Here is a 14,314-nt window from a genome sequence, read left to right as displayed (position 1 = left end):
CCGCCGCCGAAGCCGCCGAAGCCGCCGTCGGCGCCGTAGCTGCTGCCGCCGCCGCCGCCGAAGCCGCCGGAGCCGCCGAAGAAGCCGGAGCCGCCGAAGCCGCCGTAGTTGCCGTTGCCCCCGTAGCCCCCGTTGTCGCCAGTGCTACTGGCAAACAGTCCGCCGCCGCCGTTGCTGCCGTTGCCAAACATACCGCCGCCGCCGTTGCTGCCGGAACCGCTACTACCACCTTGTGCTGCGTTATTACTAAAAGCAACATTCGTGAGGGAAACATTGCCATCATAGATAAACAAGCCGCCGCCCATACCAGCACCGCCACCACCACCGTTACTATCTCCGCCTTTAGCTCGTCCGTTGGTGATGGTTAAATTGGAAATACCGACTGTTCCTGACAAGATGAATAGGGGGCGCAAGTCGCCGTTATCGTTGATGCCGTTGTTATTAGCATCACCGCTAATGCTGTGGTTGTTGCCCGTAATAGTGATGTTGCTGTTCACCAAGGTCTTCATTACCCCAGTGATGCGAACATCGTTATCAATGGTAATGGTGTCATCCCCTGCTAATTGGTTAGCTTGGCGAATGGCATAACTGAGGGTGCCATTCGTATCACCAAGACCGTTATCAGTGGTTTGGTTAACGATGAAATTTGCCATTTGATTGATTTCCTCTGGTGTTAGGTAAATAAGAAAAAATACTAGGTTGGGTTGACGCAACGAAACCCAACATCTGCAAGTCTTTGTTGGGTTTTCACACGGTAAGCCCAACCTACAGTCTCTATGCAGCAACAAAGAGAGAAAATTCTCAGCTTGATGAATTCGCCGCTGGTATCGGCTGGGCGACAATCACATTCGCTCGGCTATTACTGGGGTTCTGCCAAAAAGACAACGCATCATATTGAGCAAATAAATCCGGTGGTAAGATTGTCGATCGCGGTTTAAACTCAACTTTGCGACGCACCTGATGTAAGCCTTTGGTATTCAGCCGAGAATCAAATTCCTCAGCTTCGTATTCCACACGATCGAAATCATGCTCAAAGGGTTCTTCTTCTATGAATTGATAAATTAGCGATAGGGTTTTATCCGGTGCTTGGGTTAATAAGTCATAGTCCACTAAAAGTAAACTTGCGCTGTGTTCGCTATAAAACGCTTCTTTGAGAGCGTTATAAGCAAACCCGACTAACCTTCCCCCACCACTCAAAGCTTCGGTGCGGGTGTAAACTGTGGAACCTTCGCCAGCATTGTTAAACATCCGCGACACATCAAAGGCGTTTTTTCTAATTAGCCGTTCGATGCTGTCCATAATCCAAGCCACATTTCGCACACAGCAAATTACCTTGGAGCCAGGAAATAGCTCGTGAATTAAGGACAATTTGCTACACCACAAGCGGTTAGTGTCAAAGATGACTTCTTTATCAGCTTGGGGCTGGTAGAATGTGGAAAATATCGTTAAGGTTAATGCCCGTTTTTGCTCTGGGGTGATAAAGACAGAATATTCGTTGTCTTCGCTCATCGCTTCCAGCATTCGGTTTACCAAACTCCCGACGGGACTTGTCATACTGGCGTGAAATCGGGGATTTTGCCGCAGTAAAGCTCCGAGTAAGGTGGAACCGGAACGAGGTAAGCCGGAGATAAAGTGGATTTTGCCAGTCATTACGGTTAATTAGCTTTGATTTGTTGCCTTGATATAAAAGCTTTTGCACCTATGGGTTCAATACTTTTCCGTTAAAGGGAAAAGGTAAAAGGGAAAAGGTTTAAATGCACCCTTTACCCCTTACCGTTTACCCTTTTCCCAAACCGCCAAAGTGGTGTTTGGCACTTATCCGAAAAGTATTGCCTATGGGTTGTGATTTCACAGGCTAGGCAGTTGTGACAATTTTGCTGTAGCGAAAGAAATTATAGAGCGATCGCTCCAACGACCGCATCGGACAAAGATCCAAGTTTTGACTAGGATCTTTGTCCTATATAATTAATACTTATGCCCTTATGCCGTTTTCGGTAAGTGATGATTAGCACTAGTATTTAAAGATTGAGCTAAGTGAATTTGTGCAATTTCAATGCCACAAAGGTGCAAGGCAATGCAATCAAATTGCTCTTGAAGACAACAAAGGTGCAAGTCGATGCAACAAAGGTGCAGGTCGATGTAACAAAGGTGCAAGCCAATGCAATAAAGGTGCAGTTAGGTGAGCAAGCATTTGCCCACCCAACAAAGTTAAACTTTCACAAAAAATCTGATGTAGATGTAGGTTGGGTTGAGGGATAAAACCCAACATCTCAAAGCACTATTTAGGTTGGATTCTCGCACGGTAAGCACAACCTGACTTTTCACGGGATCTGGAAAACCTCTCTCTAAATCTCTCTCCTACAAGGAGAGAGACTTTGAATCTTCCCCCAACGCTAGTAGGGAAGGGGGTTAGGGGGTTAGGTTTTTCGTTGGCTTTTCCACATGACGTGAAAAGTCAGAAGCACAACCTACGCATCTAAAAGACGTTGGATAAAATAGCGATGATTAAAGTGTGACGAAATTAGCAGCAGTCAGCGTCGTAGTATTAATACCAGTCAGCGTCGCCAAAATTTCATTAGTGGAAGTGACTAAGATATTGTTACCAGAGAAACTTAATTGCCCAAAGCTTAAACCACCATACAATCCAATCAGATCGCTACCCTTAACAAAATCAGTAATGGTGTCAGTACCTTGTCCACCAGCAAAGGCAAAGATATCGTTACCATTGCCACCTGTAAGGGTGTCACTGCCAGCACCACCATAAAACAGATCGTTGCCATTTCCACCTGTGAGGCGATCGCTACCACCACCGCCATAGAGGGTATCATCACCATTACCACCGTTGAGGGTATCGTTACCCGCGCCGCCATCCATCAGTCCATCGCCATACAAGATGTCGTTGCCATTACCACCGTCGAGGCTATCGTTACCCGCGCCGCCGTAGATGGTATCGTTGCCATTGCCGCCGTTGATGATGTCGTTACCAATAGTGCCAATTATGTTATCCGGTTGATTCGTGCCATTATTGTTAATACCGACAGCCACTGTCACTGTACCAGTATCAGTGAGGCTACCATCGCTAAGGGTGTAGTTAAAGCTGGCATTACCAAAGAACAGAAGATTTGGTGTAAAGGAAACAAAATCATCTGCACTGTTGTTGGCTGTGCCGTTATTATTCAGGACAGCAGTACCGTTGGTCGCACCGCTGACACCAGTGATGCTAAGGGAGGTGCTATCAACATCGCTATCATTGGCTAGTAGGGTGGCAACTGAAATGTTGACGGTAGTACCAAAGAATGTGGTAGCAGTATCATCAACAGCAACAGGGGCATCGTTAATAGGGGTGACAGAGAAAGCTTGAGTTTGTCCGGTTAAAGTCGCTGTGCCATCAGTGACATCGTAGGTAAGGTTAACAGTACCATTAAAGTTGGCATTTGAGGTGAAGGTATAAGTGCCATTGTTGTTATTTACCAATGCCCCGTTAGTGGCAGTCAAGTTGGTAACTGAGAGGGTATCACCAGCATCGACATCACTGAAACCTGCTAATAAGTCAGATGTATTAATGGCGATGGCAGTATCTTCTGGTGTGTTGCTTAATGTAGCTGTAGGCGAACCTGTGGGCGCATCGTTGACACCGTTGATGGTGAGGTTGACTGTAGCTGTGCTAGTGCCGCTACCATCGCTAATAGTATAAGTAAAACTGTCGCTGGCAGTCGCACCCGCAGCTAAAGATTCAAATTGACCGTTGGGGTTGTAGTTATAACTACCGTCACTATTGAGAGTTAATAATGCACCAGAAGCTAAGGTAATTTGATTACCCACATTAGCAGTATTGCCGTTGACTGCACTAACAGTGAGGACATCACTTGTATCTAAGTCACTATCATTGGCTAGTACGGTGTCACTGAAGGCGGTGTCTTCATTGATAGTGGCGCTGTCATCAACGGCAACTGGAGCAAAGTTGAATTGAAAGCTATCATAAGGAAAACCTCTAGGATCCGTTATGTTGTTAATACTAATGCGGGTAATGTTTGTGAATGATGATAAATCTACAAGATCTGAAGTACGACCATTACCATCAGTGATGATATCGACTGTAATGGGTGACGAACTTGTAGTTGTATAAACATCAATTTTGGCAACAGTACCAGCCCTATCATCTCCTCCTGCTACAAAAAACGATAAATCATTAACTGGTTGAGCAAAATCAACATTAAGATTTAGGTTTCCATTAATCTGGCCGCTTGAATTGAATGTACCGATTACGTTTGGTAGAGAAGGCCCAAAGGGATAAAAAACTGTTCTGACCGAATTCCCTGGATCGGATGAAAACGTTACTCCTGAATACTGATTAGTTAAAACTGTACCAGGAGTTAAATCGTCAAAATTGATAGTTGTCATAGTTATTACCTTCGTCGTTTGTTGTTAAGTTTGCTGTGGTGAAGTAGACTATAGAGCGGTGTCTGACGACAAGCGGAAGCAGCGCGTCTACCCCTCTGTGACTGCATCGGACAAACATCCAAGTTTTGACAAGAATCTTTGTCTTATATAATTGATACTTATGTGAAACGTGAGAGTGGCGTAGGCGTAAGCCTTGTCGTAGACATCGCTTCGGAGTTTTTCAAGCGACTTCCAAGCAAAAAATATTTGTTTGTAAGGACGCACAGCTGTGCGCCACTAAAGCGTATTGCATCCAAACGAGAATGCTATATCTAAGTGGCTCAATACCGTTTTGGCAAAGGAAATAATTTATCCTTAAACCTTTGACTCTCTGTGCCTTTGTTCGTTCAACGATTAATTAGGTTTGATTTGTTGCCCAGAGAAGTTGAATGTTCCTAGAGGCGAGACATTGTTTAACAACGGATTAGCATTGAGGTTGAAAAGGCGCAATGTGATAGTCCCTTGTACTGTCTGCGTTTGGGGATTAAAGGTGGCTTGGTAGTTGGCGCGGCCAATGCTACCGGCTCCTGCACTTCCAGGAAAAGCAAAGGTGATAGACCTAGCACTTACTCCAGTTTTGCCATTACACTTCCAAGCGCCTTGTCCACTAGTAAAGGGATTGAAGACCTTGGTTACACCACCTTGATTGGAGTCGGTGACAAAAAAGTTACCATCTGCGGTCAGTGTAATAACTCCACGAGAGGCGACGCTGTTATCTGCGTTGAAGATTGTTGTTAGATAAGCACCAGTGACATTAAGGCGACAAGGTGCTGTATTTACTAAAGTTTCGGGTACGGTGAAGTCGTTACTCCTAGCAACGTTAGGACTAGCAAGTAAGGTACTTGCCAAAACTGAACTAAACAATAAAGTATTGCCAAACCAAATTTTATTCATTGTCGGGTGAGGTAATTGCCTAAATTTTGCTGTGGCGAAATGGATTATATAGCGATCGCCTCAATCACCGCATCGGACAAAGATCCAAGTTTTGACTAGGATCTTTGTCCTATATAAGTGTTACTTATGCTTATTTGTAGTGTTAAAATTTTGCTGACGGATGACAAGTGATAGAGAGCTTTGCAAGAGAGGGGTAAAGGTTAAAGGGTAAAGGGTAAAGGGAAAATAACAAACCTTTTCCCGACAAATGCCAAGAAGTCTAAGGTTCTCATCTATGCAACAAAGCGATCGCACAAGTAATGTAAGTGCGATCGCTCTCTTAAAATGCGTTAATTTTACTTAGCTAATGATGTAACTGACTTTTTACGGCTAGGACGCTTGTACTCCGATTTTTTCTTCAATCCTACTGCTTGGGCTTGATCGCTATCTAATCCATATTGTCCGCGTACAACTTCTTTCATTGCTAAGACCGTATTGTGAAATTCCCATTCTGCTAATCGTGCAGCATCAGCCGCAGCCCGGTATAAAGTTTGTTTTTCAGTTTCCGCTTGTTGCTGGGCTAACATAGCTTGATAAGCTTGCTGTAATTTGGCAGCAGAGGCTTCAGCACGGTTAGTTTCATAAGTATTGATGGTTTGTAAACCGTGCCATGAAGTAACATCTTCACTAATTAATTGAGGGCGCAAACGGCGTGTTGTATTTTGGGTGGTCATATTAACATACTGCTGTCAGTGATGTATTTAATGTACCCATTGCCACTCTAAAGCTATCAGTAAGGTGAAAAATTTAAGTAGGGTGCGTTATGGACGGCAGTCCTAACGCACCGTAAATCCTTGGCGGTACGTTACGTTCGTGCGATAACACACCCTACAAGACTTATACTGAACAAAAAGAGTGGCAAACGTCACTACTCCCAATACTTCTCGCTTTGTGCATTTTTAACTCGGAATCGGGTTTGGGGTAAAGGGTAAAGGGTAAAGGTTAAAGGTTTTTTCTTTCCCTTTTCCCTTTCCCCTTTTCCCCTTAACCGAGAAGTATTGTCACTACTCCTTAATAACTGAGTCACGCTCATTTGTACAACTTGAATGCAACAAGGGTATATCCTAATACAATCAAGTTGCAAGTCAATGCTACTAAGTTGCTAGCCAATGCAACAAAGGTACAGGTTAATGCAAAGGATATCAGCATCAAAGAATTATCCAAGTAGATGCGATCGCTCTTTTTGCATGAGAAGCGATCGTCTGAATAAACGTATATGATGCTTGTATATATTTGATACAATTAACTAATGACTCTGGTTCTAATCGTCCTGGGTATAGTTACTGGCATTTGTTTATATGTTGGTCTGTTTCACCTGCTGATTGCCTGTGGAAAATTACAAACCAGGCTTCATTTGCACTTTGGGTTAGTTTGCTTAGGATGTGTTAGCTATATCCTAGCTTTAATGCTGAGATATCAAGCTGCTAACGTAGAAGACTACATCGCTGCTCAAAAATTGGTATGTTCTGTAGGATATATTTATGCTGTGACTGTTGTATGGTTTATAGCTGTTTTTACTAAAATAAAGCCAGTGCGTTTAATTTTGGTACTGAATAGCCTGTACGCCATCAGCCTGTTAATCAACCAAATTTCCCCAACAGGGATTCTCTACTCTCATGTAAGTAGCCTATCAAGTGTTTCTTTGCCTTGGGGCGAATCTATTTATTACCCAGAAGGTACACTCAATCCCTTATTCGGTTTTCAATTATTAGCTTTAAACAGTAATACTATTTTCGCTGTTTCTACTTGTTACCTTCAATATCGGCGCGGTGAGAAGCAAGCAGCACTTAGTTTAGGCGTGAGTTTAGCGATTCAGATAGTAGCTGTGCAACACGATCGCCTAGTAGATTTGGAAAAGATCCAATTTATCTACCTGACTGAATTTGGATATCTGTCCTTCGCGATAATTATGAGTCTACGCTTATCCAAAGATTTAATGCAAGCGGTGAAACTACGCGAACAATTGCTAGAAAGCGAACGGCTACGAAAAATTGCTGTGGAAGTTGAGCGAAATCGCCTCGCTCGTGACTTACACGATTCAGTCTCGCAGACATTGTTTACTGTAGCGACAACTGCCGAAGCTTTACCTAGAGTTTGGAAACGCAACCCAGACATAGCCCAACAAGGATTAGAGGAACTCGCCCAACTCACACAAGGGGCATTAGCAGAGATGCGAAATTTACTAATCGAGTTACGTCCCGATGGTTTGGCAGAGAAACCGTTAGGTGAACTAATACAGCAGTTAACCAAGGCAATTTCTGGACGGGCAAGTTTACAGGTAACAACAACGGTAAAAGGTGATTTTTCTTTATCTAGTGAGGTAAAGCTCGTTTTCTATCGGATTACTCAAGAAGCACTTAATAATATTATTAAACATGCCCAAGCAACGCTTGTATCAGTCAGCCTTGAGTACGATTCACAAAAGCTGGTTTTGGGTATCAACGATAATGGCTGCGGTTTTGACCTCAGACAGATACCGATATCATCTGGTCATTTGGGAATAGCAATTATGAAAGAACGGGCTGAGTCCATTGGTGCTACTTTCCATTTGTCAAGCTATCCAGGGGAAGGGACTGAGATTGTTCTGAGTTGGTCAAGCGCTGTAAATAAAAGTATTGGGCAGAAATAAAGTTAACTACTGAAATTGTCATTTGTCACTTGTACTGAGTTTCGACTACGCGGTAATCGAGCGAAGTCGAGATTCAACTACCTCGGAGCCGAAGTATTTTTCATATTTCATTGGTAAGGGTTTTAGATATATTGATTTTTGTAATATAGTGATGTTTATTTTCATTGACTCGCTTAAAAAAGACAGATTTTCATACTATGATTGTGGGATTTTTGCGTGATTGACTGGCGGCAAATAAAAAATTAAAGATTAAGAATTTCACGTATAAATACTGAAAATGGAAGAATAATGTAATGTAAATGTTTTAAAAATAGCTTTAATATCCCGGATTTATGTATGGAATATATGGAAAAAGATAAATCATTGAAACCGATTCGGGTAATTAGTGTTGACGATCATGAAATCCTGCGGGGAGGTATTAAATTTATCTTGCTGGCGTTTGATGACATTGAATTAGTGGGTGAAGCGCGTAATGCAGATGAAGCAATACATTTGTGCGAACAGTTGCAGCCAGATGTGGTGCTGATGGATTTGATGATGTCGGGGATGAATGGGGCACAAGCAACAAGAGCTATCCGCAAAAAATACCCAGAAATTCAAGTTTTAATTTTGACGAGTTTTCTAGAGAATGACTTAGTACAGCAAGCAATGCAAGCCGGAGCCATTGGCTACCTACTCAAAGGTATCTCGATTGATGAGTTAGCAGACACCATACGAGCTGCTGCGATGGGTCGCTCTATGTTGGCAGCAGAAGTGATTCAGGCTTTGCTGCAACCGAGCAAACCGTCATCCCAAACTGTCTATGAATTGAGCAAGCGACAGCAAGAAGTCTTAGCACTACTGGCTTTAGGATTAAGTAATGAAGCGATCGCTCAACAGATGAAACTGAGTCCTTCTACTATTAGGCATCATGTCAGCCAGGTACTAAATAAATTAGGAGTAACCAACCGCACTGAAGCTGCAACTACAGCAGTGCGAGTCGGATGTCTTTAGTATTGGTGAATCAACTTAGTTAATTTTGAATATTTTATATTGCAAAGTTTTAAGAAAATTGATTTTAACAAGAGTAGTAGCGATACCTACGGTGGGCTACGCCAGCGCTACTACTATTGTGCAGGTCGATGCAACTAAATTGCAAGTCGATGCATTTAAATTGCAGGTCGATGCAACTTAGTTGCGGGTAGATGCATCTAAGTTGTATCGACTTGCATCTAAGGTGCAGCCTGGTAGAGAAAGGAAAAATTCAAAGTTTCATTAACTCACAGCTTCCACTAGCTGCAACTAGGAGAATGCAAGTCGAATGTGTTTAATCATTCTAAACTCGTTGGTGCAAAAAGTTGCAGTGTTAGCGATCGCTAGTATTCTAAATACTAGCGATCGTCATATTTGCGATCGTTATCCTCTTATACTGGTTGTACCTACCTTCACCTTCTGCGCTCCTTCAACGATTTGGTAAAGTTTGTGTTCAAATTTCTGCATACACGCTGACCAATCAAATTCGAGTATAGAGGGGCGAGCGTGTCTAGTCATATCTGCTTTCAAACCGGGATTTTCCAGAATCGCAATTACCTTTTGAGCGAAATCTGTGGGGTTGTTAGGTTGGGCAAGGAAGCCGTTACGACCAGGAAATACCTGTTCTGATGTTGACGGTGCAACAACAGCAACCAAAGGGGTTGCAGATGCTAATGCTTCGTTATTTGTAGTGCAGAAGTTCTCGGTGACGGAGGGGTTAACAAAAACATCTGCTCTGGCAAACCAACCTAGAAGTTCTGTACCATGAGACTCACCCCATACAGTAACACCCGATCCAAACTTTTTAGCACGCTCACGAATCTCTTCATCTAGTGGGCCACTACCAACAATCACCAGATGCACATCAGGAATTTTCGCAGCTATGACTGGAAAGATATCAAGCAATTGGTTGACATTCTTTTCGGGTGTGATGCGTCCGACAAACAACAGAGTTGGTCGATTATCGTTAGGAATGGGATCGTAACAAATGTTTCGCGGGTGAAATTTCTCGCAATCGATACCTTGATAAGCGACGTATTCAGCACGTTGGCATTTCAGTTCTTCGTATTTAGTCAGTTGTTCTTTAGAAGAGAAGTAATTGAAGTCATAAGACTCACTAAATTGCTTGACTAAAACGGGAACGATGGGACGAACCAAATTGAAAAATCGCTCTCCAAAGTAATATTTGATATACGCAACAATATCTGTATGGAAGAGTGATATTATTGGTGTGCCTGTTCGTTTTGCATATTGAGTGCCGATTGGACGACCATAACCTTGTAAGAAAAATGAGTATAAACCTCTCATTTGGGCTGCTTCTTCAACCACGATAATATCGGGCTGAAATTTCTCCAACAACTTGGTATCGCTCCAATGCCGATAGTTTAATGGTTGAGGAAGAGACTTGTAAAATACCAGTGGTTCTGTAGGGAATGCGTAAGCAGAAAAATTGGGGAAAGATTGAATTTCTTCTAAACCTGGCATGGGGCGATCGCCAACATTTTTGGGGTAGCGATCATTGATTTGCGGATGGATTAGAAAAACCTCATGTCCCTGCTCTAGCAACCAACGAACTCGTTGGTGAACTGCAACGGAAACACCAGTTAAGAAAGGAGCATACAACCCTGTAAACAGTGCAATGCGAAGTTTTTGCTTAGTCATAATAAAGGGGAATATTTCACAAAATTGCTGGTTTTTAACTTAGGATTTACGCAGCAAATGTTTGATGAACATCCTGATTATTTGGCTCAGAAATTCCCACTAATACAGTTAGACTAAGGATTTACGCATTGTTAAATAGCCAAAATTGCCGATTATGAAGATGATGTTTCTAAGGTTTCTTGTTTGCGTGTAATAAACTCTGACCTCACTTCCATATACAAAGAGAGAAGCTTACTCCCTTTCCAGCAACAAAAGTTTTTCCACTTCCGTCTCAAAAGAGACTTAAAAAGACGTAGATAAGGTGTTGCTGGTTAGGTCTGGATTAGAAGCAAACCGCTATATCTACCTGGCTTAGAAACTATCAAGCTATCCAAAATACTAAGTCAAAATTCCCCTTAATATATTTCTACAAACCCTTGTCATGAATCGAAATAAATTTGGTTAATCAACAAACAAAAACTGTATTTTGACAAGGGTTATAGCTAATATAGTTCTACTAAATATAAGATAATATAATTTGAAGACTAGGGAATGTTTAGTGTAAGAACTTTCATACCCTAGTTTATATCTAACAATTTATTTCAGAGAGAAACCTTGCTATTAATCGGCTGATCCAACCATTGATAAGGGCGATATTCAACTAACCGAACATTCCAGGGCCCTTGAACTCGATAGCTGACACCGCGCCAAGTGACTGTTGAAACCCACAGGGATGATAGCATCGCTAACCCATAAACCCACTGTGTCAACGGAATCCCAATTAACATTTTAATGATTGTAGCAGCTGATAATTTTGTGATCGCCTGGTCATTAGAGCGAACTACTCGCTGTATCTCTAATTCCAACACCAGCATTATCAAGAGTAATGCGACAGTATAGACTCCATAGCAGCCTAACAAGAGAGTCGCAGCTTCCCATTTTGCCTCTAACAACGACTCTAGAACTAACACAATCAGTAGAGTCGGAAACAAAATGCTAGAAACAGCTTCACTAACAAGAGCTAACCAGCGTGGGTGATACAGTCGAGAAAAAAGGATGAGGCGCTTGAGATAGTCTATTAAGTTGAATAAATCAGTCTCTTCACGATTGACTATTAGCAGCGAAGGTACAAACTTTACCTGAAAACCATGTTTTTTCAGGATGTCGTGCATCATAAAATCTTCGCCTAAAGCTTGTCCCCACTTATCTAGCAGTTCTGTTTGGCGAAGCACTTCTGTTTTCACAGCCAAAGTTCCACCCCAAGGAATCTGAAAGATAAACATTTGCACTACTGTAGACACATTGCCGACGTACCGCACTAAAGAACCCCAATACCTACCTGTTGGCACGTACCAACGATTGCCGGTTGTTGCGCCTACTTTCGCATCGCCTAAAGGACTGACTAATTCTCGTAGCCAATTCACATGAACTATAGTATCAGCATCTACTAAAGCAACCACCTTGTAGGAATCATCCAACTCACGGACAGCTTGGATTAAAGAACTGCATTTGAGACTACAATTGTTGCGTACTATTCTTAAAGGGCTGATTTGAACATTAGTTGCTTCTTGCTCAGTGATAGTTTCACTGGCAATTTTCCAAGCGGGATCTTCGTGACTATCAACGATCAACTTTAAATCATACTGTGGATAGTTTTGATTTAGGAGCGATCGCAAACATCTAGGCAAAAACGGATCGGCTCCGCGTAAGCAAAGAATTACTGCGGTTTTAGGTAACTGATCGTCTGGTAATAAGTTTTTTTTAGATGAGCGCAGATACCATATAAAGACAAGCGTGAAACACACCTGAATAACCAGCCAACCCGTCAAAGACTTAGACAGAAATATCGCCAAATCTTCCATTAAATTTTTAGTCTCCGACAGAATGAGGGATTGGGCATTGGGCATGGGGCATTGAGAAGAGACAAGGTAGACAAGGAAGAGGGGGGAGACTTGGGAGAGAGTTGTTCAATAATTCCCCCTTGTCCCCCTTGTCCCCTTGTCTCCTTGTCCCCTTGTCTCCCTACTTCCCATTCCCTTTACGAATCCAGCGAATATTTCATGATGATATTAACTGTTGTATTTTTGTTTACAACAAAACTGGCATCACGAAACTTTGGTGTACCTGTTTTTATGGACACAGTTGGATTTTTAGAAATTCCAAAACCTTCTTTGGGAATACCAAAAAAGTCTTTATTTAATTTGCGATCGCCATTTTGATCGTCAACTACAGCGACAGCATAAGTTCCAGGTTTCAAACCGGAAAATTCTTTTTTTACAGAAGTGCCAGTAATCTTAGCGCAGCCACTTTGAGAGCCACTAGAATTACTCATCGGAAATCCTTTTTCACTTGAGTAAACTCGGAAGCAAATCTCACCTTTTTGGTGATGTATTCCATTTACCACAACACTAAGTGTTGCAGTTGGCTCTGCATTCACTGTTTTAGCAAAGCTGATGCTCGCTAAAGCCGCAAGCAAAACATGAGATAGTTGAGATAATTTCAGCATAATTTTGTAGTCAGAATAGGTGATTTTGGGATTGATTAAAAGCTGTATTCACCAGCTTTAATTTATGAACTGATCCGTTCAAAGTGTGATTTGCTGTTCTTTAATTGATGCTGGTTGCCAACCTTGCCAAAGTCTTTGCAGCGCTATTAGCAAATCTTTCAGCAAAAGATATTCTGTACCTTTTAACTGCTGATGTAGACTTCGATGACAACACAGGCGCTCATTCAAACTCAAGGGAGTACGCCATATAGAAAGTAAATACTCCCAGATAATTCTCCAATGTGGCAATAAAATTTGTCCTTTTTTTGCTGAATCAAACCACACTGCATACCCATAAAAATCAGGTAGTATACTCAATGAGGATTTTTCATTGTTGTTTGCTAACAACAAATAATTCGGAAAAAACATACTCATTGATTGTTGCGGATGACTTCTGGCAAAAAACAGGTATTCAGGGATTTCATAAAACCTACCAAGAATACCAAGTCTTAACAAAAGAATTCCATCTGCATTACCGTAACCACCCATAGGTGGTATCATTCTCAGGACATTAGCGCGAATTACACCATAACATTGATAACATAAATGCTTGGTCAGCAATTCGTGAAACCGCTCGTGTGGTTTTAATGCATCTGCCTTGAGTTTGATATCGTAGTTTTGGAGAAAACTCCCCTTTTCATCAATGAAATATACCTGGGAGTGACACAAGATTATAGTAGGGTCTTGGTCAAGCACCTCAATACACTTCTTGATAAAATCTGGAGCATGTAGATCATCATAGGCTACCCATTTAAAGTACTCACTTGAAGACAATTCAAAGACGCGGTTAAAGTTACGGGCACAACCGATATTTGTATCATTGCGGTAGTAAGAGATACGCTGGTCTTGTTCGGCATAAGCTCTACAAATTTCCTCAGTTTTATCTGTAGATGCATTATCTGAAATAATTAGTTCAAAATCTTCAAAGGTCTGAGCCAAAATTGAATCTATGGCTTCTCTGAGAAATTTTTCACCATTGTATACAGGTAATCCGATGCTCAATCGTGGCTGATTGCTACTCATAGAAAACAAGTATGCGGAAAATGGTGGATTATTTAATGCTTAATTACTAAGAAGTCAGAATTAAGAATACTTTGATATCAAGCTTAATAATT

At 41.9% G+C, this 14,314-nt stretch carries 11 protein-coding genes and 1 pseudogene; 3 read left to right on the top strand and 9 right to left on the bottom strand.

Annotation, left to right across the window (positions count from 1 at the left end; genetic code table 11):
- Window positions 1-653, bottom strand: a pseudogene (locus RMX98_RS17945) (hypothetical protein); the annotation flags it as partial.
- Between the two features lie 148 nt (window positions 654-801).
- Window positions 802-1,650, bottom strand: a complete 849-nt coding sequence (locus RMX98_RS17940) for a sulfotransferase (protein ID WP_322678023.1) — start codon at window positions 1,648-1,650, stop codon at window positions 802-804.
- A 384-nt stretch (window positions 1,651-2,034) separates the two neighbouring features.
- Between RMX98_RS17940 and RMX98_RS17935 the strand changes: the two genes are divergently transcribed.
- Window positions 2,035-2,259 carry a hypothetical protein gene (locus tag RMX98_RS17935; RefSeq protein ID WP_409881592.1) on the top strand — a complete coding sequence of 75 codons (225 nt, stop codon included), beginning with the start codon at window positions 2,035-2,037 and terminating at the stop codon, window positions 2,257-2,259.
- Window positions 2,260-2,505: 246 nt separating this feature from the next.
- On the opposite strand, the gene RMX98_RS17930 is transcribed toward RMX98_RS17935, so the two are convergent.
- The 3 genes from RMX98_RS17930 to RMX98_RS17920 form a co-directional block, all read right to left on the bottom strand.
- Complete coding sequence (locus RMX98_RS17930; protein ID WP_322678025.1) at window positions 2,506-4,401, bottom strand: cadherin-like domain-containing protein; 1,896 nt, start codon at window positions 4,399-4,401, stop codon at window positions 2,506-2,508.
- A gap of 393 nt (window positions 4,402-4,794) precedes the next feature.
- Window positions 4,795-5,334: a hypothetical protein gene (locus RMX98_RS17925; RefSeq protein ID WP_322678026.1), complete on the bottom strand. Its 540-nt coding sequence runs from the start codon at window positions 5,332-5,334 to the stop codon at window positions 4,795-4,797.
- A 335-nt stretch (window positions 5,335-5,669) separates the two neighbouring features.
- Window positions 5,670-6,047, bottom strand: a complete 378-nt coding sequence (locus RMX98_RS17920; protein WP_322643246.1) for a hypothetical protein — start codon at window positions 6,045-6,047, stop codon at window positions 5,670-5,672.
- Window positions 6,048-6,622: 575 nt separating this feature from the next.
- Here RMX98_RS17920 and RMX98_RS17915 point away from each other — a divergent pair.
- Together RMX98_RS17915 and RMX98_RS17910 are read left to right on the top strand one after the other, a co-directional pair.
- The gene (locus tag RMX98_RS17915; protein ID WP_322678027.1) at window positions 6,623-8,002 is read left to right on the top strand and encodes a sensor histidine kinase; all 1,380 of its coding nucleotides are present in this window, start codon (window positions 6,623-6,625) and stop codon (window positions 8,000-8,002) included.
- Between the two features lie 345 nt (window positions 8,003-8,347).
- The gene (locus RMX98_RS17910) at window positions 8,348-8,995 is read left to right on the top strand and encodes a response regulator (protein WP_409881335.1); all 648 of its coding nucleotides are present in this window, start codon (window positions 8,348-8,350) and stop codon (window positions 8,993-8,995) included.
- A gap of 402 nt (window positions 8,996-9,397) precedes the next feature.
- Here the strand turns inward: RMX98_RS17910 and RMX98_RS17905 are convergent, their stop codons facing one another.
- From RMX98_RS17905 to RMX98_RS17890, 4 genes are all read right to left on the bottom strand, one after another.
- Complete coding sequence (locus tag RMX98_RS17905; RefSeq protein ID WP_322678030.1) at window positions 9,398-10,675, bottom strand: glycosyltransferase; 1,278 nt, start codon at window positions 10,673-10,675, stop codon at window positions 9,398-9,400.
- A 581-nt stretch (window positions 10,676-11,256) separates the two neighbouring features.
- A complete protein-coding gene (locus RMX98_RS17900; RefSeq protein ID WP_322678031.1) occupies window positions 11,257-12,516 on the bottom strand; it encodes a glycosyltransferase family 2 protein in 1,260 nt (419 codons plus the stop codon).
- Window positions 12,517-12,692: 176 nt separating this feature from the next.
- Window positions 12,693-13,160, bottom strand: a complete 468-nt coding sequence (locus RMX98_RS17895; protein ID WP_322678032.1) for a DUF2141 domain-containing protein — start codon at window positions 13,158-13,160, stop codon at window positions 12,693-12,695.
- A 78-nt stretch (window positions 13,161-13,238) separates the two neighbouring features.
- On the bottom strand, window positions 13,239-14,222 hold the full coding sequence (locus RMX98_RS17890; protein ID WP_322678033.1) for a glycosyltransferase family 2 protein: 984 nt from the start codon (window positions 14,220-14,222) through the stop codon (window positions 13,239-13,241).
- Window positions 14,223-14,314: the final 92 nt, after the last annotated feature.

The organism is Nostoc sp. DedQUE02 (assembly GCF_034531035.1).
Classification (GTDB): domain Bacteria; phylum Cyanobacteriota; class Cyanobacteriia; order Cyanobacteriales; family Nostocaceae; genus Nostoc.
The sequence above is the reverse complement of the archived record's forward strand: the minus strand, read 5'-3'. Positions and strand labels throughout refer to the sequence as shown.

Coding starts and splice junctions, on each gene's coding strand:
- RMX98_RS17900 (WP_322678031.1), bottom strand. CDS start 12,516: ATGGAAGATTTGGCGATATTTCTGTCTAAGTCTTTGACGGGTTGGCTG.
- RMX98_RS17890 (WP_322678033.1), bottom strand. CDS start 14,222: ATGAGTAGCAATCAGCCACGATTGAGCATCGGATTACCTGTATACAAT.
- RMX98_RS17925 (WP_322678026.1), bottom strand. CDS start 5,334: ATGAATAAAATTTGGTTTGGCAATACTTTATTGTTTAGTTCAGTTTTG.
- RMX98_RS17915 (WP_322678027.1), top strand. CDS start 6,623: ATGACTCTGGTTCTAATCGTCCTGGGTATAGTTACTGGCATTTGTTTA.
- RMX98_RS17930 (WP_322678025.1), bottom strand. CDS start 4,401: ATGACAACTATCAATTTTGACGATTTAACTCCTGGTACAGTTTTAACT.
- RMX98_RS17905 (WP_322678030.1), bottom strand. CDS start 10,675: ATGACTAAGCAAAAACTTCGCATTGCACTGTTTACAGGGTTGTATGCT.
- RMX98_RS17895 (WP_322678032.1), bottom strand. CDS start 13,160: ATGCTGAAATTATCTCAACTATCTCATGTTTTGCTTGCGGCTTTAGCG.
- RMX98_RS17910 (WP_409881335.1), top strand. CDS start 8,348: ATGGAAAAAGATAAATCATTGAAACCGATTCGGGTAATTAGTGTTGAC.
- RMX98_RS17940 (WP_322678023.1), bottom strand. CDS start 1,650: ATGACTGGCAAAATCCACTTTATCTCCGGCTTACCTCGTTCCGGTTCC.
- RMX98_RS17920 (WP_322643246.1), bottom strand. CDS start 6,047: ATGACCACCCAAAATACAACACGCCGTTTGCGCCCTCAATTAATTAGT.